General features: G+C 69.8%; 16 protein-coding genes and 1 tRNA gene. 1 reads left to right on the top strand and 16 read right to left on the bottom strand.

Annotation, left to right across the window (positions count from 1 at the left end):
* Positions 1–29 precede the first annotated feature (29 nt).
* From ACFY1E_RS43240 to ACFY1E_RS43165, 16 genes are all read right to left on the bottom strand, one after another.
* Positions 30–1,352: an MraY family glycosyltransferase gene (locus tag ACFY1E_RS43240; RefSeq protein ID WP_389086828.1), complete on the bottom strand. Its 1,323-nt coding sequence runs from the start codon at positions 1,350–1,352 to the stop codon at positions 30–32.
* 150 nt (positions 1,353–1,502) lie between these two features.
* Entirely contained in the window at positions 1,503–2,741 is a 1,239-nt protein-coding gene (glyA, locus tag ACFY1E_RS43235; RefSeq protein ID WP_389086826.1) for a serine hydroxymethyltransferase, read from the bottom strand.
* 121 nt (positions 2,742–2,862) lie between these two features.
* Positions 2,863–3,540 (bottom strand): protein-tyrosine-phosphatase, encoded by a 678-nt coding sequence (locus ACFY1E_RS43230; protein WP_389086823.1) that lies wholly within the window; start codon positions 3,538–3,540, stop codon positions 2,863–2,865.
* The gene (locus tag ACFY1E_RS43225; RefSeq protein ID WP_389086821.1) at positions 3,537–4,184 is read right to left on the bottom strand and encodes an L-threonylcarbamoyladenylate synthase; all 648 of its coding nucleotides are present in this window, start codon (positions 4,182–4,184) and stop codon (positions 3,537–3,539) included. Before ACFY1E_RS43225 ends, ACFY1E_RS43230 begins: the two co-directional genes overlap by 4 nt.
* Before the next feature lie 61 nt (positions 4,185–4,245).
* Positions 4,246–5,091: a peptide chain release factor N(5)-glutamine methyltransferase gene (gene prmC, locus ACFY1E_RS43220; RefSeq protein WP_389086819.1), complete on the bottom strand. Its 846-nt coding sequence runs from the start codon at positions 5,089–5,091 to the stop codon at positions 4,246–4,248.
* A gap of 39 nt (positions 5,092–5,130) precedes the next feature.
* Positions 5,131–6,207 carry a peptide chain release factor 1 gene (gene prfA, locus ACFY1E_RS43215; RefSeq protein WP_115905884.1) on the bottom strand — a complete coding sequence of 359 codons (1,077 nt, stop codon included), beginning with the start codon at positions 6,205–6,207 and terminating at the stop codon, positions 5,131–5,133.
* 106 nt (positions 6,208–6,313) lie between these two features.
* Positions 6,314–6,538: a 50S ribosomal protein L31 gene (rpmE, locus tag ACFY1E_RS43210; RefSeq protein WP_019753312.1), complete on the bottom strand. Its 225-nt coding sequence runs from the start codon at positions 6,536–6,538 to the stop codon at positions 6,314–6,316.
* Between the two features lie 160 nt (positions 6,539–6,698).
* The gene (locus ACFY1E_RS43205; RefSeq protein WP_389086817.1) at positions 6,699–7,838 is read right to left on the bottom strand and encodes an LCP family protein; all 1,140 of its coding nucleotides are present in this window, start codon (positions 7,836–7,838) and stop codon (positions 6,699–6,701) included.
* A 210-nt stretch (positions 7,839–8,048) separates the two neighbouring features.
* Positions 8,049–9,941, bottom strand: coding sequence for a trypsin-like serine protease (locus ACFY1E_RS43200; RefSeq protein ID WP_389086814.1), 1,893 nt, complete (start codon positions 9,939–9,941; stop codon positions 8,049–8,051).
* Positions 9,942–10,063: 122 nt separating this feature from the next.
* The gene (gene rho, locus ACFY1E_RS43195) at positions 10,064–12,094 is read right to left on the bottom strand and encodes a transcription termination factor Rho (protein ID WP_389086812.1); all 2,031 of its coding nucleotides are present in this window, start codon (positions 12,092–12,094) and stop codon (positions 10,064–10,066) included.
* Between the two features lie 407 nt (positions 12,095–12,501).
* Positions 12,502–13,419 (bottom strand): homoserine kinase, encoded by a 918-nt coding sequence (gene thrB / locus ACFY1E_RS43190; protein ID WP_115905887.1) that lies wholly within the window; start codon positions 13,417–13,419, stop codon positions 12,502–12,504.
* A gap of 273 nt (positions 13,420–13,692) precedes the next feature.
* Positions 13,693–14,751: a threonine synthase gene (thrC, locus tag ACFY1E_RS43185; protein ID WP_030928687.1), complete on the bottom strand. Its 1,059-nt coding sequence runs from the start codon at positions 14,749–14,751 to the stop codon at positions 13,693–13,695.
* A 6-nt stretch (positions 14,752–14,757) separates the two neighbouring features.
* On the bottom strand, positions 14,758–16,050 hold the full coding sequence (locus ACFY1E_RS43180; RefSeq protein WP_389086808.1) for a homoserine dehydrogenase: 1,293 nt from the start codon (positions 16,048–16,050) through the stop codon (positions 14,758–14,760).
* 170 nt (positions 16,051–16,220) lie between these two features.
* Positions 16,221–17,612, bottom strand: coding sequence for a diaminopimelate decarboxylase (lysA, locus tag ACFY1E_RS43175; protein WP_389086806.1), 1,392 nt, complete (start codon positions 17,610–17,612; stop codon positions 16,221–16,223).
* Between the two features lie 16 nt (positions 17,613–17,628).
* A complete protein-coding gene (gene nrtL, locus ACFY1E_RS43170) occupies positions 17,629–18,606 on the bottom strand; it encodes an ArgS-related anticodon-binding protein NrtL (RefSeq protein ID WP_389086804.1) in 978 nt (325 codons plus the stop codon).
* A gap of 99 nt (positions 18,607–18,705) precedes the next feature.
* Positions 18,706–19,224: a response regulator gene (locus ACFY1E_RS43165; RefSeq protein ID WP_389086802.1), complete on the bottom strand. Its 519-nt coding sequence runs from the start codon at positions 19,222–19,224 to the stop codon at positions 18,706–18,708.
* A gap of 129 nt (positions 19,225–19,353) precedes the next feature.
* On the opposite strand from ACFY1E_RS43165, the gene ACFY1E_RS43160 reads away from it, so the two are divergent.
* Positions 19,354–19,425 (top strand) — tRNA-Arg (locus ACFY1E_RS43160).
* Positions 19,426–19,512 lie beyond the last annotated feature (87 nt).

Genomic DNA, 19,512 nt, shown 5'->3' with positions numbered 1-19,512 from the left:
GATTCTTACCTTGCCCGTCAACGCGAGCGTCAGCGCGGGGAACCGGCCTTGCGGCGGTCCAGGAAGCGCGGACGGGTGCCCAGAGCGGTCGCACCGTTCACCCCTGGCACACCGGCCACGACCGGTGGGCACTGCTCCTCTTCGACTGCGGCCGGGTGCGCGGGGGTCGACGCGGTTTCGGCGACGGCCCTGCGGCGGCGGTAGCGCGGCGGCACGAAGTGCTCGGCCCAGCGCGGGGCGCGCGGCGTGAAGCGCGGCAGCAGGAGCAGCAGCAGCCCGATGGCGCTGAGGAACACGACGCCCAGGACGATCCACATGGACGCCGAGTTGACCGAGTAGGCGAGAGCGCCGAAGGCGATCAGTGCCGACCAGAAGTACATGATGAGGACGGCCCGGCTGTGCGAGTGCCCGATCTCCAGCAGACGGTGGTGCAGATGTCCGCGGTCCGCGGCGAACGGCGACTGGCCGCGCCAGGTGCGGCGCACGATGGCCAGCACCAGGTCGGCGGCGGGGATCGCGATGATCGTCAGCGGCAGCAGCAGCGGGATGTAGACCGGGACCATGTGGTGCACCGTCTGGCGCTGGGACCCGCCGAACAGGCTGTCCGGGTCGACCTGCCCCGTGATGGAGATCGCGCCCGCGGCCAGGACCAGCCCGATCAGCATGGAGCCCGAGTCGCCCATGAAGATGCGCGCCGGGTGCATGTTGTGCGGCAGGAAGCCCAGGCACATGCCCATCAGGATGGCCGCGAACAGCGTGGCGGGGGCGGCGGCCTCGATGCCGTACGAGTACCAGATGCGGTAGGCGTACATGAAGAACGCGGCGGCGGCGATGCACACCATGCCGGAGGCCAGGCCGTCCAGGCCGTCCACGAAGTTGACCGCGTTGATGGTGATGACGACCAGCGCCACCGTCAGCAGGGTGCCCTGCCACTGGGTCAGCGCGACGGTGCCGGCGCCGGGGACCGGCAGCCACAGGATGGTCAGGCCCTGCATGACCATCACGCCCGCGGCGATCATCTGGCCGCCGAGCTTGATCAGCGCGTCGATCTCGAACTTGTCGTCCAGGACGCCGATGAGCCAGATGAGCGCCGCTCCGGAGAGCAGCGCCCGCGGTTCGTTGGACTTCTCGAAGACCTCGTTGAGGTTGGTGAGATGGTCCGCGACCAGCAGGCCCGCGCACAGCCCGAAGAACATGGCGATCCCGCCGAGGCGCGGAGTGGGCTCCCGGTGCACGTCACGGGCCCTGATCTCCGGCATGGCTCCGGCCACGATCGCGAACTTCCGTACCGGCCCTGTCAGCAGATACGTCACCGCGGCCGTGATGCAGAGCGTCAGCAGGTATTCACGCACAGGCTTCCCCACAGGTCTCGCTGGCCATCTCAGCCCCACACCCTAGCGACGCACGCATATGAATGGGGACTGCCGGGTAGCGACGATGGTTGCACGCGTGCCTGTGCACGCAGGCTGCACCCAGTGGTACGCAGGTGCGTCTACCCCCGCTCAGCCGGTGTACGGCTGAAATCTACCGGTGAGCTCGCGCACCTGATCACGCGCCTTCTGGCTCTCGGTCCCGCCGCGCAGCACATCCGCCAGCAGGGCGGCGATCGATGCCATCTCCTCCTCTCCCATCCCCTGTGTCGTCACGGCCGCCGTGCCGAGCCTGAGACCACGGGCGTCCCCGTGCGGCAGCGCACAGCAGTCCAGCACCATTCCGGCCGCGGCGAGGCGGCCGCGCGCGGTGCGTCCGTCGACGCCCAGGGGCGCGGGGTCGGTGGTGATCAGATGGGTGTCCGTGCCGCCGGTGGTGACCACCAGGCCCTCGGCGGCCAGCCGAGCCGCCAGCGCCCGGGCGTTGGCGACCACCTGATGGGCGTACAACCTGAACGCCGGGGTTGCCGCCTCCCCGAACGCGACGGCCTTGGCGGCGATGGTGTGCATCTGCGCGCCGCCCTGGGTGAAGGGGAAGACGGCCCGGTCGACCCGCTCGGCGAGCTCGGCGCCGCACAGGATCATCCCGCCGCGCGGCCCGCGCAGCACCTTGTGGGTGGTCGCGCAGACGACATCGGCGTACGGCACCGGGCTGGGCGCCGCTCCCCCGGCGACGAGCCCGATGGGATGGGCGGCGTCGGCGATGAGATACGCCCCGATCTCGTCGGCGACCTCGCGGAAGAAGGCGTAGTCGATGTGCCGGGGGTAGGCGATGGAACCGCACACGATCGCCTTGGGGCGGTGCGTACGGGCGAGGGTGCGCACCTGGTCGTAGTCGATGAGCCCGGTCTCGGCGTCGACGCCGTAGCCGACGAAGTCGAACCAGCGGCCGGAGAAGTTGGCGGGCGAGCCGTGCGTGAGGTGGCCGCCGTACGGGAGGCCGAGGGCGAGGACGGTGTCGCCGGGCCGCAGGAGGGCCGCGTACGCGGCGAGGACGGCCGAAGAGCCGGAGTGCGACTGCACGTTGGCGTGCTCGGCGCCGAACAGGGCCTTCGCGCGGTCCACGGCGAGGCGCTCGGCGACGTCGACGATCTCGCAGCCGCCGTGGTGGCGGGCGCCCGGGTACCCCTCGGCGTACTTGTTGGCCAGCGGCGAGCCGAGCGCTGCCAGCACCGCGGGCGAGGAGAAGTTCTCGGCGGCGATGAGCTGCAGCGTCGTCGACTGCCGGTCGCGCTCACCGAGCAGGATCTCGGCCAGCTCGGGGTCCTGCCGGCGCAGGACATCGGCCTCGAGGGTGGGAGTGACCGGCATGATGGGCTCCGGGGGCGTCGACGGTGACGTACGACCAATGTAGGCCCGGTACCGGTGAGGTGCTCGGTTGTTACGCCTTCGCGGGTACCCCGGTGAGCGCTGGGACGCGACGCGTCCGGCGTCAAGCCCGCGCGGGCACCCCCGTCAGGGCGGTCACCACCGGATCCAGCGCCTGGTGTATCTCCTCACCGATGGACCGGAAGAAGGTCAGCGGGGCGCCGTACGGGTCGTACACCTCGTCCGCCTCGGCGGTCGGGGCCAGGAGCCACCCGCGTAGAGCCGCCGCAGCCCGCACCAGGGCACGCGCGCGTGCCACCACGCCGTCCTCCAGGGGTGGCAGGGTCGCGGGGTCTATCGCCTTCACCAGGCGGGTGAACTCCTTCAGGGTGAAGGTGCGCAGGCCCGCCGAGTGGCCCATGGAGATGACCTGGGCGCGGTGGTCGCGGGTCGCCGTCAGGACGAGGTCGGCCATGATGACGTGCTCGTCGAGGAGTTCGCGGCCCATGAAGCCGGAGGCGTCCGCGCCGAAGTCCGCGAGGACCGCCTCGGCGTTGGCCTCCATGGGCGCCCCCTCGTGGCCCCAGGTGCCCGCGCTCTCCACGATCAGCCCGCCCCACCGGGGGTCGCCGAGCCGGTCCGCCAGGGCATGGCGGGTCAGCCGCTCGGTGATCGGCGAGCGGCACACATTGCCGGTGCTGACGTGGAGGATGCGGAAGTTGGTCATGGGGACGCCCTGTTCGAACAGGTTCCCCGTCTCTACCCCGTTGCCTATGCCACGCCCCGCGTCAGGGGCCGTCAATTCGCCACCTCGAGGTCGGGTACGACCTTCCGCAGCTCTTCCGGAGAGATCGCGCCCTCGCGCAGCAGCACCGGCACCGGGCGGGTGACGTCGACGATGGAGGACGGCACGTTGCCGGGGGTCGGGCCGCCGTCTAGGTAGACGGAGACCGAGTCGCCCAGCATCTCCTGCGCCGCGTCGCAGTCCTCGGGGGCGGGGTGCCCGGTCAGGTTCGCCGAGGACACGGCCATCGGGCCGACCTCGGTCAGCAGCTCGATGGCGACCGGGTGCAGCGGCATCCGGATGGCGACCGTGCCCCGGGTGTCCCCCAGGTCCCACTGCAGGGACGGCTGGTGCTTGGCGACGAGCGTGAGCGCGCCCGGCCAGAAGGCGTCGACGAGCTCCCAGGCCAGCTCGGAGAAGTCGGTGACGAGACCGTGGAGCGTGTTCGGGGACCCGATCAGCACGGGGGTGGGCATGTTGCGGCCCCTGCCCTTGGCCTCCAGCAGATCGGCGACCGCCTCCGAGGAGAACGCGTCGGCGCCGATGCCGTACACCGTGTCGGTCGGGAGGACCACGAGCTCGCCACGGCGGACGGCGGACGCGGCTTCGCGCAGACCGGTCGTGCGGTCCGTCGCGTCGTTGGTGTCGTATCGCCGAGCCATGTCTAGCGGGCCTCCTCGTACACGAAGTACACGTACATCGGGAAGTGGGTCGTCGGGATGGTCACGGCAGTGCCTTGCGGGCCGTCGCGAACCGCGGGCGGTTGTTGAGGTCCGGGTGGTCGGCCGCGTCGGCCCAGCCCCGCTCCTCGGTGAAGATCCACGGCACCTGGCCGCCCTGGGTGTCGGCGTGCTCGATGACGACGACACCGCCCGGGCGCAGCAGCCGGTGTGCGGTCCGTTCCAGACCGCGGATGAGATCGAGGCCGTCCTCCCCCGAGAACAGGGCGAGTTCGGGATCGTAGTCCCGCGCCTCGGGAGCGACGTACTCCCATTCGGTCAGCGGGATGTACGGCGGGTTGGAGATGACCAGGTCGACCTGGCCGTCGAGGTCCGGGAAGGCGTCGAGGGCGTTGCCCTGGCGCAGGTCGACACGTGAGCCCTCGACGTTCTTGCGGGTCCACTGGAGGGCTTCCTCGGACAGCTCCACGGCGTGCACGCGCGAGCGCGGCACCTCCTGGGCGAGCGCGAGCGCGATGGCGCCGGAGCCGGTGCACAGGTCGACGATGCAGGGCTCGACGACATCCATCGCGCGTACGGCGTCTATGGCCCACCCGACCACGGACTCGGTCTCGGGCCGCGGCACGAACACCCCTGGCCCCACCTGGAGTTCGAGGTAGCGGAAGTAGGCACGCCCGGTGATGTGCTGCAGCGGCTCGCGCTGTTCGCGCCGGGCGATGACCTCCCAGTAGCGGGCGTCGAAGTCCGAGTCCTTCACGGAGTGCAGTTGGCTGCGCTTCACGCCGTGCACGAACGCGGCGAGCTCCTCCGCGTCGGTGCGCGGCGAGGGCACGCCGGCGTCGGCCAGCCGCTGGGTGGCCTGTGCCACCTCTGAGAGCAGCAGGTTCACGCATTCCTCCGTGTCGTACTGGGTCGTGCGCAGGTGCGTTTAGGCGGCCGCCAGCTTGGCCGCCGAGTCCGCGTCGACGCAGGCCTGGATCACCGCGTCGAGGTCGCCGTCCAGGACCTGGTCCAGGTTGTAGGCCTTGAAGCCGACGCGGTGGTCCGAGATGCGATTCTCCGGGAAGTTGTACGTGCGGATCTTCTCGGAGCGGTCGACGGTGCGGACCTGGCTGCGGCGGGCGTCGGCGGCTTCCCTCTCCGCCTCCTCCTGCGCCGCTGCGAGCAGCCTGGAGCGCAGGATACGCATCGCCTGCTCCTTGTTCTGCAGCTGGCTCTTCTCGTTCTGGCAGGAGGCGACGACTCCGGTCGGAATGTGCGTGATGCGCACCGCGGAGTCGGTGGTGTTCACCGACTGGCCGCCGGGTCCGGAGGAGCGGTAGACGTCGATGCGGAGGTCGTTCGGGTTGATCTCGACGTCGACCTCCTCGGCCTCGGGCGTGACCAGCACACCGGCCGCGGAGGTGTGGATGCGGCCCTGGGACTCGGTCGCCGGCACGCGCTGCACGCGGTGCACACCGCCCTCGTACTTCAGCCGGGCCCAGACGCCCTGCCCGGGCTCGGTGGCGCCCTGGCCGCCCTTGGTCTTCACGGCGACCTGGACGTCCTTGTAGCCGCCGAGCTCGGACTCGGTGGCGTCGATGATCTCGGTCTTCCAGCCGACCCGCTCGGCGTACCGCAGGTACATGCGCAGCAGGTCACCGGCGAAGAGCGCGGACTCGTCGCCGCCGGCGCCGGCCTTGATCTCGAGGATCACGTCCTTGTCGTCGGACGGGTCCCGGGGCACGAGCAGCAGGCGCAGCTTCTCGGTGAGTTCCTCGCGCTGCTTCTCCAGCTCCTTGACCTCGGCCACGAAGTCGGGGTCGTCGGCGGCGAATTCCTTCGCCGTCTCGATGTCGTCGCCGGTCTGCTTCCAGGAGCGGTACGTGGCGACGATCGGGGTGAGCTCGGCGTAGCGCTTGTTCAGCTTGCGCGCGTTGGCCTGGTCGGCGTGGACCGACGGGTCGGCGAGCTTCTTCTCCAGGTCGGCGTGCTCACCGACGAGTTCCTCGACGGCCTCGAACATCTTGGGCTCCTGTACTGCGTGGAAAAAGGGGAAGGCGGGCGACCAAAAACGCCGGTCCCGGCACGCCTGTGAAGGGCGCGGCCGTGGACCGGCGAATGGGAGCCAGCTACTTCTTGGAGCCGGCAGCAGCCTTGCCGAAGCGGGCCTCGAAGCGGGCCACACGGCCACCGGTGTCGAGGATCTTCTGCTTGCCCGTGTAGAACGGGTGGCACTCGGAGCAGACCTCGGCGCGGATGGTGCCGCTGGAGATCGTGCTGCGGGTGGTGAACGACGCGCCACAGGTGCAGCTGACCTGCGTCTCGACGTACTCGGGGTGGATGTCGCGCTTCAAGGTGTCTCCTAGTTTCGGGAGGGCACCGGGTCGCTCCCGCGGGGTGCGGTCGCGTGAACCGGGGCCGACGTACCAGTCTGCCAGGACTGGGGCCATCCCCCAAAACCGGGGGTTCGGGTGATCTATTCCCTGCGGCTCGGCGGGGTTCCTCGCACCCCTTCTAACCAGCGGTTACGACGCCCTTCGCCTCGCCGGTCGCCGTTCCTTCAGTCGCCGACCTCGGGATGGGCCGGTCGTTCTTCAGCGCCGTCCAGACCTGCTGGGCCTTGGCCTTCTCCACGATCACACGGTTCGGGTTCGACGGGTCGTACTGGACCGGCATCGTGATCATGTGCATGTTGCTGGAGCCGATGCCCTTCAGGCCGTTGGCGAAGGACATCAGGGAGTTCACCGAGCCGAGGTCGGAGTCGGTCGTCACGGCCTTGGTGGCGGTGTCGGCGAGGTCGTAGAGCTTCTTCGGGCTGGTGAAGATGCCGACGTGCTTGACCTGCTCGACCAGGGCCTTGATGAAGGCCTGCTGGAGCTGGATGCGGCCGAGGTCGGAGCCGTCGCCGACGCCGTGCCGGGTGCGGACCAGGCCGAGGGCCTGCTCGCCGCCGAGCGTGTGCGTGCCGGCCTTGAGGTTCAGATGGCTCTGGGAGTCCTTGATGTCCTTGGTCGTGGTGACCGGGACGCCGCCGAGCTCGTCGATGAGCTTCTCGAAGCCGCTGAAGTCGACCTCGAGGTAGTGGTCCATCCGCAGCCCGCTGATCGACTCCACGGTCTTCACGGCGCAGGCGGCGCCACCGGTGGAGTACGCGGTGTTGAACATGACGCCGGTCGCGGCGGGATGCGTCTTGCCGTTCGTGTCGGTGCACTCGGGGCGGTCGATGAGGGTGTCGCGGGGCATGGAGACCACGCTGGCCTTCTTGTGGCCCTTGTAGACGTGCACGATCATCGCCGTGTCGGAGCGGGCGCTGCCGTCGTCGGTGCCGCCGCCGAGCTTCTTGTTGTTGCCCGAGCGGCTGTCCGAGCCGAGGACCAGGATGTTCTCGGAGCCGTTGTCGACCTTCGTCGGCCGGTCCGTGCCCAGGGCCGAGTCGATGTCCACGCTCTTGATGTTGCCGTTGAGCTTGAAGTACAGGTATCCGGCTCCGGTGCCGCCCAGCACGACGATGCCCGCGGCGGTCCACGCCGTGATCAGCAGGCCTTTGCGGCGCGTGCTGCGGGGCTTGCGGCGGCGGCCCTTGGCGCGGCCGCGCGTGCCGTTGGTGCCGGGCTCCCCCGGTATTCCGGGTTCCGGCGTGCTCTCGGCGGACATGTGCTCCTCGTTCTCGTCCGGTCGGTTACCCCCTGCTTTCAGGGACAGGCCTGTCGGTCACGGATACGCGTCGTACCGCACCATCGTCACTCCGTCGGGTCAGACGGAGAAACTCGAGAAAGGGTTGCACAACGCTCTGTGCCCGACCCGTGGAAGGCCGGACACAGAGCGTCACGGAGGTTTACGGGCGTAACCCGCTCACCTGCGGTTTCAGCCGAAAAGGTCGTATGCCTGGAAACCGGTACCGACCGAGATCCTTGTGGCAAAGATCTCGCTCGTGGCCTTACCGGTACCTGGGTACAGATAAAGCGTGCCGGCAGAGGTACGGGCCAGGAAGTCGGCCTTGCCGTCACCGGTGATGTCGCCGACCGCGTCGAAGGTGTTGTAGCCGGTCCAGGCGCTGCGCACCTTGATCCGCGAGGCGAAGGCGCCCGAGCCGGCTGTGCCGGTACCCCGGTACAGGTACACGTCGCCGGTGCTGCTCTGGCGGGCGATCAGGTCGGCCTTGCCGTCGCCGTTGAAGTCGCCGTGGCCGCGCAGGGAGTTGTACTGGCCCCAGCCGGAGCCGACCTTGACGGGGCTGGCGAAAGTACCGTTGCCCTTGCCCGGGTAGATCCACAGGTTGCCGGAGGAGTCCACCGAGAGCAGGTCGGGCAGGTAGTCGCCGGTGACGTCACCGGGGGCGACGGTGAACTTGCGGGTGGACCAGTTGCTGAAGAGCAGGCTCTTGCTCCAGCTCTGGGTGGACGGGATGTAGTGCAGCCAGAAGACCGCCCCGTCACTGCTGCGGCGCAGAACGAAGTCCTGGTAGCCGTCCCGGTTGAGGTCCGTCTGCAGGATCGTGTTGTAGCCGCTGAAGCTGCCCCAGGAGACGCGGGCCGCGAACGAGGTGCCCTTGGAGTCCTTCTCGTATCCGGTGTTCGTGGAGTGCTCGCGCACGAACAGGTCGGCCTTGCCGTCAGGGGTGGAGGTGGAGCTGTCGCTGAGGTTGGTGTCGTCGATGCGCGGGTAGGCGGCGCCGACGTACGCCTTCACCTTGGTGAACACGCTGTACGCGCCCTTGGCGACACAGTCCTGCACGCCCCACGACACGATGCCCACGATGCGGTTGCCCACGATCAGCGGGCCACCGGAGTCGCCGTTGCAGGCCGTGGTGGTGCCGGAGTCGCTGCCGGTCGCCGGGTTGCCCGCACAGACCATGTGCCCCGCGATGAAGTCGCTGCTGTAGTAGCCGGAGCAGGTGCTGTCGGACTGGATGGGCAGCGTGGCGCTCTGCAGGGTCTGCGAGATGTCGTTGCTGGTGGAGCTGGTGCGGCCCCAGCCGTAGACCTTGGCGTTGGTGCCGGCCGCGTAGGACGCCGTGTCGGTGGACGTCGCCATGCGGATCGGCGTGGCGGTGATCGGGGCGGCCAGGGTCAGGACGGCTACGTCGTTGTCGACGGTCGTCGAGTTGTACGACGGGTGGTTCCACTGCCGCCACACGCCGGAGACCGTGCCGCCGTGCAGGTCGGTGTTGCCCGAGCTGTCGGTGGTGGGCAGTTGGTCGGTGCCGGTGACGATCGCTCCGTACGCGTGCCAGTTGTAGCCGTGGACACAGTGCGAGGCAGTGAGGATCTTCGTGGGCGCCACGACGGTGCCACCGCAGAAGAAGCCGACGTCGTCGCCGGTGTCGCTGGTGCCCTTGTCGTCGTAGTACCAGAGCTGGGCCATCCACGGTGCAGAGGTGATGCTCGTGGTGGTGCCGCCGATGACCATCGGAGTGACGGTCGAGGTCGAGGAGGACCCGGACGAGGTCGAGGAGGACCCGGACGAGGTCGAGGACTTGGAGGAGGCGGTCGAGCCGTCCGTCTTCGTGTCCTTGGTCTTCGACGCCTTCTTGAAGTCCTTGTCGGTGGCGAGAGCGCCCGCGACGCGGTCCGTCAGGTCGGTCAGCGATGCGGAGCTCTTGACGGGCTTGACCGTCGGCTCCGCCGAGGCCGTCGCCGCGCCCGCGGACGAGACCGTCAGCAGGGCGGCGACCGCGGCCGCGACACCCGCGGCGGCGACGGGCAGGGCGATGCGTATCCGGCGTCTGTGACGACCACCGGACAGGGGTGTAGTCAAGGAGAGTCCCCCCAGTGAGACACAAGTTGGGAGGGGCGCAGAGCGCGCCCCTCCCTAACTGCGCCAAAAGGTCGCCCCCCGTTACTGCAGTAACGGGGGGCGACCTTTGTGAAGGCTGTGCCTCAGTCGCCGTTCCCAGGCGTCGGCGTCGTCTTCTGAATCTGCATCAGGAACTCGACGTTCGACTTCGTCTGCTTCATCTTGTCCAGCAGCAGCTCGATCGCCTGCTGCTGGTCGAGCGCGTGCAGAACCCGGCGGAGCTTCCAGACGACCGCCAGCTCCTCGTTGCCGAGCAGGATCTCTTCCTTACGCGTGCCGGACGCGTCCACGTCCACCGCCGGGAAGATCCGCTTGTCCGCGAGCTTCCGGTCGAGCTTCAGCTCCATGTTGCCGGTGCCCTTGAACTCCTCGAAGATCACCTCGTCCATACGGGAGCCGGTGTCGACGAGAGCGGTCGCCAGGATGGTGAGCGAGCCACCGTCCTCGATGTTGCGCGCCGCACCGAAGAAGCGCTTCGGCGGGTACAGCGCGGTCGAGTCGACACCACCGGACAGGATGCGGCCGGAAGCGGGCGCGGCCAGGTTGTAGGCACGGCCCAGACGCGTGATCGAGTCGAGCAGCACGACCACGTCGTGGCCCAGCTCCACCAGGCGCTTGGCACGCTCGATGGCGAGCTCGGCGACCGTCGTGTGGTCCTCGGCCGGACGGTCGAAGGTCGAGGAGATGACCTCGCCCTTGACCGACCGCTGCATGTCGGTGACCTCTTCCGGACGCTCGTCGACCAGGACGACCATCAGGTGGCACTCGGGGTTGTTGTGCGTGATCGCGTTGGCGATCGCCTGCATGATCATGGTCTTACCGGTCTTCGGCGGGGCCACGATCAGACCGCGCTGGCCCTTACCGATCGGCGACACGAGGTCGATGATCCGGGTGGTGAGGACACCGGGGTCCGTCTCCAGGCGGAGGCGGTCCTGCGGGTACAGCGGGGTGAGCTTGTTGAACTCCGGGCGGCCGCGGCCGTGTTCGGGCGCCATGCCGTTGACGGAGTCGAGACGCACCAGCGCGTTGAACTTCTCGCGCCGCTCGCCTTCCTTGGGCTGACGGACCGCGCCGGTGACGTGGTCGCCCTTGCGCAGGCCGTTCTTGCGGACCTGGGCGAGGGAGACGTACACGTCGTTGGGACCCGGCAGGTAGCCCGACGTACGGATGAAGGCGTAGTTGTCCAGGATGTCGAGGATGCCCGCGACCGGGATCAGGACGTCGTCCTCGCCGATCTGCGGCTCGCTGCCCATCTCGTCACGGCCACGACGGCCACGACGGTCCCGGTAACGGCCCCGACGGCCGCGGCGGCCGCCCTCGAAGTCGTCGTCGTCCTGCGGCCCGTTGTCGCGCTGCTGACGGTCCTGGCGGTCCTGGCGGGCGCCGCCCTGCTGGCGGTCCCCCCGGTCCTGACGGTCCTGGCGCTGCTGGCCGCCGCCCTGGCCGCCCTGCTGCTCGTCGCCCTTGTTGCCGCGGCCACCGCGGTCCCGGCCGCCGCGGTCGCGGTCACGGCGGTCACGGCGGCCCTGGCGGCCCTCGCCGTCACCGGCGTCTCCCTTGGCCTCGCCCTGCGCCTGCGGGGCGGGCGTCTCGGCCTTCGGCTCGCTCTTCGCCTCGGCGGCGACCGTCTCGGGGCTGCCCGCCTCGGCGGTGGCGCGCCGGCGACGGCGCTCGACGGGAGCGTCGTCGCTGGCCGGCTGGCCGGGGATCTCGATCTGCTGCTGGGCCACGGCCTTCTCGGCCTGGGCGGCCGCCTTCTTCTCGGCGGCGGGAGCGGCGTCCTCGCCCGTACGGGCCTTGGAGGTGGCGCGGCGCTTGGGCTTGGTCTCGACGGCGTCCCCGGCAGGGGAGGACGCAGCCTTCACCGGGGCGGCACCGCCGCCCGCCTGCGCCTCCTTGATGACCTCGATCAGCTGGCTCTTGCGCATGCGCGCGGTGCCCCTGATGCCGAGGCCGGATGCGACCTGCTGCAGCTCGGCCAGCACCATGCCCTCGAGGCCGGTACCGCGGCGCCGCCGGGAGCCTGCACCGGTGGCAGGCGCGGAGGCGTCCGTGGCGGGCGCGGCAGCGGTCTCCTCGACACGTGCGCCCATCAGATCGGTGGTGTCGCTCACGAAGGGTCCTTCCCTGGAGCGGACGTCGGCCTGTCTGGCTCGGCGACCGGTTGTGCTTCCGGCTTCGGTCCTTGCTGTGTGGACCGTGCCGGGGCGGTGGTCCGCCAAAGATGGCGGAGGCAATATCTGGGATGGCGCTTCCCAAAGCCGTGGCACCGAGTGTCGGTGTCACGTGGCTTGGTCGCACCGATTCCGGAGCGTGCCCGGCAAGTCGCTCAGTGCCCGCGTACGAGGTACTGCCCGCGTACGTCGTACGGAACACAGTGCGGCTTGGGAGGCTCCCGGAAGAATGTCTGTCCCGGACGGGGACACGAAGCACCTCGCCATGGTGGGGTCGGGTGCAGACTTGAGATTAACACTACCGGATCCAACAAACATTCCCCCTCTCGAAATCCGGCAACCGTGTGTCAGGACGCAAGCGGCAGCACGCTCGCTCCCTGGGCGTCGAGTTCGAGCCGGTTCGCGGCCCACCCTTCGCCTGCCAGATGGGCGACCTTGTCGGCACTGTCGGCGTCGGCCAGCGCCAGCACAGTGGGTCCGGCACCCGAGATGACCGCCGGGACCCCGTCGGCCCGCAGCCGCTCCACCAGTGCGGCGCTCTCCGGCATGGCGGGGGCGCGGTACTCCTGGTGGAGGCGGTCCTCGGTGGCGGGCAGCAGCAGCTCGGGGCGCCTGGTGAGGGCCTCGACGAGCAGGGCGGCACGGCCCGCGTTGGTGGCGGCGTCGACGTGCGGCACGGTGCGCGGGAGCAGGCCGCGCGCGGTCTCGGTGAGGACCGGCTTTCCGGGCACGAAAACCACCGGAACGATGGAATCGGCGGCGTCCATCCTGATCGCGCGGGCGGCGCCCGCCTCCATCCAGGAGAGCGTGAAGCCGCCGAGCAGACAGGCCGCCACGTTGTCGGGGTGGCCCTCGATCTCGGTCGCGAGCTCGAGCAGGGCCGTGTCGTCGAGCTTCGACTCCCCGCCTATGGTCACGGCGCGCGCGGCGACGATGCCGGCGCAGATGGCGGCCGAAGAGGATCCCAGGCCACGGCCGTGCGGGATCCGGTTGGCGCAGACGATCTCGAGGCCGCGCGGCTGCCCGCCCAGCAGGTCGAAGGCGGTGCGCAGAGAACGTACGAGAAGGTGTTTCTCGTCACGCGGCAGCGTCTCGCTGCCCTCGCCCGCGATGTCGATGTGCAGCCCGGAGTCGGCCACCCTGACGACGACGTCGTCGTAGAGCCCCAGCGACAGGCCGAGGGCGTCGAAGCCCGGGCCGAGGTTGGCGCTGGTGGCGGGGACGCGCACCCTTACGGCGGCGGCGCGGAAGGCGGGACCGGCCATCTCTCGATGACTCTCCTTGAGCTGCGTGATGGTCGAAAACATTCGATACGACATCGGCTACGTACGGGGAGACCCTCAGGCCGCGGAGACGGCGCGGCACCGTCCAGACGCTCCATGGTTCGGAGGCATATGCGGCGGGCGGGTTCGGTACAGCCTATCGAAGGATGCTTCTGTGGCGACATAGGGCGCACAGGAGGCGCACGATGCGTGCCGTAAGCCCCCTGTGCACCCCTCGGAGGGAGTTCCCCGTCAGGCAGGACGTCGAGCCTGGCGTCAGGCCAGACCGAGGCGCTCGGCCGCCGTCACCGCGTCGACCGGGACGGTGACCGGCTGCGGGGCGCCGGCGACGGCCCAGTCGGGGTCCTTCAGACCGTTTCCGGTGACCGTGCACACGATCTTCTGGCCCGGGTCGACCTTGCCCTGCTCGGCGGCCTTCAGCAGACCGGCGACGGACGCGGCGGACGCCGGCTCCACGAAGACGCCCTCCTGCGCGGCCAACAGCCGGTAGGCGCGCAGGATCTCACGGTCCGTCACCTCGTCGATGAAGCCACCGGACTCGTCCCGCGCGGCCAGGGCGTACTGCCAGGAGGCGGGGTTGCCGATGCGGATGGCGGTGGCGATGGTCGAGGGGTCCTTGACGATCTCGCCGCGCACGATCGGGGCGGAGCCGGAGGCCTGGAAGCCCCACATGCGGGGGGTGTGCGTGGCGACGCCGTCGGCGGCGTACTCCTTGTAGCCCTTCCAGTACGCGGTGATGTTGCCCGCGTTGCCGACCGGGAGGACGTGGATGTCCGGGGCGTCGCCGAGCATGTCGACGATCTCGAAGGAGGCCGTCTTCTGGCCCTCGATGCGCACCGGGTTGACCGAATTCACCAGCGCCACGGGGTAGTTGTCGCTCAGCGCGCGGGCCAGGGTGAGGCAGTCGTCGAAGTTGCCGTCGACCTGGAGGATCTTGGCGCCGTGCACCAGCGCCTGCCCCATCTTGCCGAGGGCGATCTTGCCCTGCGGGACGAGAACGGCCGAAACCATGCCGGCCCGCACGGCGTACGCGGCCGCGGACGCGGACGTGTTGCCGGTGGAGGCGCAGATCACAGCCTTCGCGCCCTCCTCCTTGGCCCGGGTGATGGCCATGGTCATGCCGCGGTCCTTGAAGGACCCGGTGGGGTTCGCGCCCTCCACCTTGAGGTGGACCTCGCAGCCCGTGCGCTCGGAGAGCACCTGCGCGGGCACGAGGGGCGTGCCGCCCTCGCGGAGCGTCACGACCGGCGTGGTGTCGGAGACGGGCAGCCGGTCCCGGTACTCCTCGATGATTCCGCGCCACTGGTGGGTCATTGCTGGTTACTCTCCTTCAACCCGCATGATGCTGGCGACACCCCGCACGGTGTCGAGCTTGCGCAGCGCCTCGACGGTCCCGGAGAGGGAGGCGTCGGACGCGCGGTGGGTGACGACGACGAGCGATGCCTCGCCGTCCTTGCCCTGCTGCCGAACCGTATCGATCGACACACCGTGCTCGGCGAAGACGGTCGCGACCTGGGCGAGAACACCCGGTTTGTCCGCCACGTCGAGGCTGATGTGGTAGCGGGTGACGACGTCACCCATGCCCGACACGGGCAGCGCGGCATACGCCGACTCGCCGGGCCCCGTTGCCCCGCTGAGCCGGTTGCGGCAGACGGCGACGAGGTCGCCGAGCACGGCGGACGCGGTCGGCGAACCGCCGGCACCGGGCCCGTAGAACATGAGCTGACCGCTCGCGTCGGACTCGACGAACACGGCGTTGTACGCGCCGCGCACGGAGGCGAGGGGGTGGCTCAGCGGAATCATGGCGGGGTGCACGCGCGCGGTGACCGAGCCGCCGTCCTGCGCCCGCTCGCAGATGGCGAGGAGCTTGATGGTGCAGCCCATGTTCTTCGCCGAGGCGAAGTCGGCGGCGGTGACCTCGGTCATGCCCTCGCGGTAGACGTCGTCCAGCCGCACCCGCGAGTGGAAGGCGATGCCGGCGAGGATGGCGGCCTTGGCGGCGGCGTCGAAGCCCTCGACGTCGGCGGTGGGGTCGGCCTCGGCGTAACCGAGCGCCGTGGCCTCGTCGAGGGCCTCCTGGTACCCGGCCCCGGTGCTGTCCATCTTGTCGAGGATGAAGTTGGTGGTGCCGTTCACGATGCCGAGCACCCGGTTGACCTTGTCGCCGGCGAGGGACTCGCGCAGCGGGCGGATCAGCGGGATGGCACCGGCGACGGCGGCCTCGTAGTAGAGGTCCTTGTCGTTCTCCTCGGCGGCGGCGTGCAGAGCGGCGCCGTCCTGCGCGAGCAGCGCCTTGTTGGCGGAGACGACGGACGCGCCGTACTCGAAGGCGGTGGTGATGAGGGAGCGGGCCGGCTCGATGCCACCGATGACCTCGACCACGACGTCGATGTCGCCGCGTTTGACGAGCGCGGTGGCGTCGGTGGTGACGAGATTCGGGTCGATGCCCTCACGGACCCGGTCGGGCCGGCGCACGGCCACGCCCGCCAGTTCGACGGGCGCCCCGATCCTGGCGGCGAGGTCGTCGGCGTGCGTCGTCATGATGCGCGCCACCTCTGAGCCGACAACCCCACAGCCCAGCAGCGCCACCTTCAGCGGACGCGTACGCATCATCCGACCTCGTTTCCTCATACCGTCTACGGTTGGACCAGTCTCACTCACCGGACGGGAGTTTCTGTCCTATGTCCGGATCGTGAGACATCTATTTCATTTGTGCGGGGGTGGAAGACAGGAGATCTTCCACCCGCCGGGAGTTTTCCGGTCGTCCGCCTTGTCGGATGTCCTTATCCGACGTCGAGACGCAGGAGGTCCTCCTCCGTCTCGCGGCGGACGATGACCCGGGCCTCGCCGTCGTTCACGGCGACGACGGGCGGCCGGAGCACGTGGTTGTAGTTGCTGGCCATGGACCGGCAGTACGCACCCGTGGCAGGCACGGCGATCAGGTCACCCGGTGCCAGGTCGGAGGGCAGGAACGCGTCCTTCACCACGATGTCCCCGCTCTCGCAGTGCTTGCCGACGACCCGGGCGAGCATGGGCTCGGCGTCGCTCGTCCGCGACACGAGCGCGACGCTGTACTCCGCGTCATACAGCGCGGTGCGGATGTTGTCCGACATACCGCCGTCGACGGAGACGTAGGTACGCAGGTTGTCGAGGGGCTTGATGGTGCCGACCTCGTAGAGCGTGAAGGCCGTCGGACCGACGATGGCCCGTCCCGGCTCGACGGAGATGCGCGGGGTGCGCAGCCTGGCGGACTCGCACTCACGCGTGACGATCTCGGTGAGCGCCTTGGCGATCTCGTGCGGCTCACGGGGATCGTCGTCGCTCGTGTAGGCGATCCCGAGCCCGCCGCCGAGGTCGATCTCGGGCAGCTCGACGCCGTGCTCGTCACGGATGTCCTTGAGCAGCCCGACGACCCGGTGCGCGGCGACCTCGAACCCGGACATGTCGAAGATCTGCGACCCGATGTGGCTGTGGATCCCGATGAGCTCCAGCCCGTCGAGCTGCAGCGCCCGCCGCACGGCCTCGGCGGCCTGCCCGCCGGCCAGCGGGATCCCGAACTTCTGGTCCTCGTGGGCGGTGGCGATGAACTCGTGGGTGTGCGCCTCCACACCCACGGTGATACGAATCTGCACGCGCTGCCGCTTGCCGCGTTCCTGCGCGATGTGGGCGACGCGGACGATCTCCTGGAAGGAGTCGAGGACGATCCGCCCGACACCGGCCTCGACGGCCCTGGTGATCTCGTCGACGGACTTGTTGTTGCCATGGAAGGCGATGCGCTCGGCGGGCATGCCGGCGGACAGGGCGGTGGCCAGCTCACCGCCGGAGCACACGTCCAGATTGAGCCCTTCCTCGTGCAGCCAGCGCACGACGGCACGCGACAGGAACGCCTTTCCGGCGTAGAAGACGTCGGCGTCGGCCCCGAAGGCGCTGCGCCAGGCCCGCGCCCGGGCCCGGAAGTCGGCCTCGTCGAGGACGTAGGCGGGGGTGCCGTACTGCTCGGCGATGGTCTTCACGTCGATACCGCCGACGGTGGTCACGCCGTCCTCGTCGCGGGTGACCGTCTGGGACCAGACCTTGGGGTCGAGGGCGTTGAGGTCGGTGGGCGGGGCGGAGTAGTGGCCCTCGGGGAGGACGTCGGCGTGACGGGGCCCGGCGGGGTGCGCGGAACGGCTCATCTTCTTCGCTGGCTCTCTAGAGGTGGTGGGGTGCGTCGATGCCGAGCAGGGACAGGCCGCCGGCCAGCACCGCTCCGGCGGCTTCGGCGAGCGCGAGCCGGGCACGGTGGGCGGCCGAGGGTTTCTCGTCGCCGCGCGGCAGCACCACCGGAAGGACGGCGAGAACGGCGTCGGCGACGGTGACGAGGTGCCGGGCGAGACTGTCGGGCGTGCGCTGTGCAGCCGCACGGGCGAGAACGCGGGGGTGGTCGGCGAGGACGGCGAGCAGGGCGGCCATGTCCTCTCGTACATCTCCGGGCTCGGGGGTGAAGCCCAGGTCGGCGGCGTTACGGCTGAGGGCCCGGGTGCGGGCGTGGGCGTAACGGACACGGAAGAGAGGGTTGCTCTCGCGCTGGACCAGATGATCGGCGGTGATACGGGGCCGGTCGTGGGCGGCGGGGTGCAGCAGCGCCCAGCGGGCGGCGTCGGGGCCGAGGAGTGCGGGGTCGTCGGGGGCCGGGACGGGCCGGAGGTTCACCGGCTCGCGATGGTCGACCTCGACGCGGCCGCCCTGCGAGCCGATGATGCGCACGAGGGCGTCCGCGACGACTTCGGCCCGTACGTCGTAAGGGATGCGCAGTTCGACGACTTCTCCGGCGAGGGCGTCACTGTGACCGTACGCCGTGCCGTCCCGGAGGATCTCGCGAGTGAGCGCGGCTGCGGATGCGGATGCCCCCTGCAGGCTGATGTTGATGAACCCCGGCCCGGTGACGACGACGTCGGCGACGCCGTCCGTGCGGGCGAGGTGCTGCTGCAGGATCTCGGCGACACGCCGGGGTGGCTGCCCGGCGGGCCGGGCGAGCTGCAGGGCGATGTTGGTGGCGTAGTCGCCACAGCCACCCGGCCCGGGCGGCACGACAACGGCCCGCTGCGGCACGGCCACGCTCAGCTCCCCGTCGTCGACAGCACGACGCACCGCGCGCAGCACGGTACGGGAGAGCTCGACGGGGGTCACGGCACAAGCGTATGGGAGGAGGGGGGTGGGTAGGCGAGCCGGTTTGGGAGAGGTCCGGGATGTGGACGGGGCGGGTGGACGGGAGGACCTCCGCCCGGGTCAGCCGCCGGCCCGCCCGGCTCGCTCGGTCTCCCCGAACCCGAGAACACTCCCGAGCCCGGACTCACCGCCGTCCCCCCTGCTCCGTGCACTCCTCTTCCTCTGGACCAACTGCTGTACGAGGCGCACGAGTTCGGCAGGCTCGAAGGGCTTGGCAAGAAAGGCGTCGACCCCCACATCGAGCCCGGTCTCGACCTCGTACGTGGTGCAGGCGCTGACGATGACGAGGGGAAGGTCACGGGTCAGCGGATCGGAGCGGAGCCGGGAGGCGGTCCGCAGCCCGTCCAGCCGGGGCATGACGACATCGAGGGTCACGACATCGGGCCGCACCTGATGAACGACATCCAGACACTCGGCACCGTCAGCCGCGGTCACCACCTCGAACCCCTCCAGCTCGAGATTGACCCTGATCAGCTGCCGGATGACCTTGTTGTCGTCCACAACAAGCACCCGGCCCGACGCGCCTGGCACAACTCGAGAGTAGGTCCGGACCGGCCACCGCGTCCGGGTTTTCCCCACTTCCGGCCCTTGCGGGGGACGGCCCTCCGCCCTGCGCCGCAGCGACGGGCGACGCCGGAAACCCGTTCATGAACACCCCGGATGAACTGGTAGTGTTCTACCCGTCGCCACGCACAGCGCAGCGATCACGCCCCCGTAGCTCAGGGGATAGAGCAACGGCCTCCGGAGCCGTGTGCGCAGGTTCGAATCCTGCCGGGGGCACTGCAGGTCAGAGGGCTAAAAGGCCGCCTGACCAGCGCAGATGCCAAAACGAGGTGACTGCAGCTGTATGCAGCCAAGGGCCAGCGA

The organism is Streptomyces sp. NPDC001604 (assembly GCF_042893475.1).
GTDB lineage: Bacteria > Actinomycetota > Actinomycetes > Streptomycetales > Streptomycetaceae > Streptomyces.
The sequence above is the reverse complement of the archived record's forward strand: the minus strand, read 5'-3'. Positions and strand labels throughout refer to the sequence as shown.

Coding starts and splice junctions, on each gene's coding strand:
- ACFY1E_RS43180 (WP_389086808.1), bottom strand. CDS start 16,050: ATGATGCGTACGCGTCCGCTGAAGGTGGCGCTGCTGGGCTGTGGGGTT.
- thrB (WP_115905887.1), bottom strand. CDS start 13,419: ATGGCCGGTCCCGCCTTCCGCGCCGCCGCCGTAAGGGTGCGCGTCCCC.
- lysA (WP_389086806.1), bottom strand. CDS start 17,612: ATGAGCCGTTCCGCGCACCCCGCCGGGCCCCGTCACGCCGACGTCCTC.
- thrC (WP_030928687.1), bottom strand. CDS start 14,751: ATGACCCACCAGTGGCGCGGAATCATCGAGGAGTACCGGGACCGGCTG.
- ACFY1E_RS43205 (WP_389086817.1), bottom strand. CDS start 7,838: ATGTCCGCCGAGAGCACGCCGGAACCCGGAATACCGGGGGAGCCCGGC.
- ACFY1E_RS43225 (WP_389086821.1), bottom strand. CDS start 4,184: ATGGCTCGGCGATACGACACCAACGACGCGACGGACCGCACGACCGGT.
- prfA (WP_115905884.1), bottom strand. CDS start 6,207: ATGTTCGAGGCCGTCGAGGAACTCGTCGGTGAGCACGCCGACCTGGAG.
- glyA (WP_389086826.1), bottom strand. CDS start 2,741: ATGCCGGTCACTCCCACCCTCGAGGCCGATGTCCTGCGCCGGCAGGAC.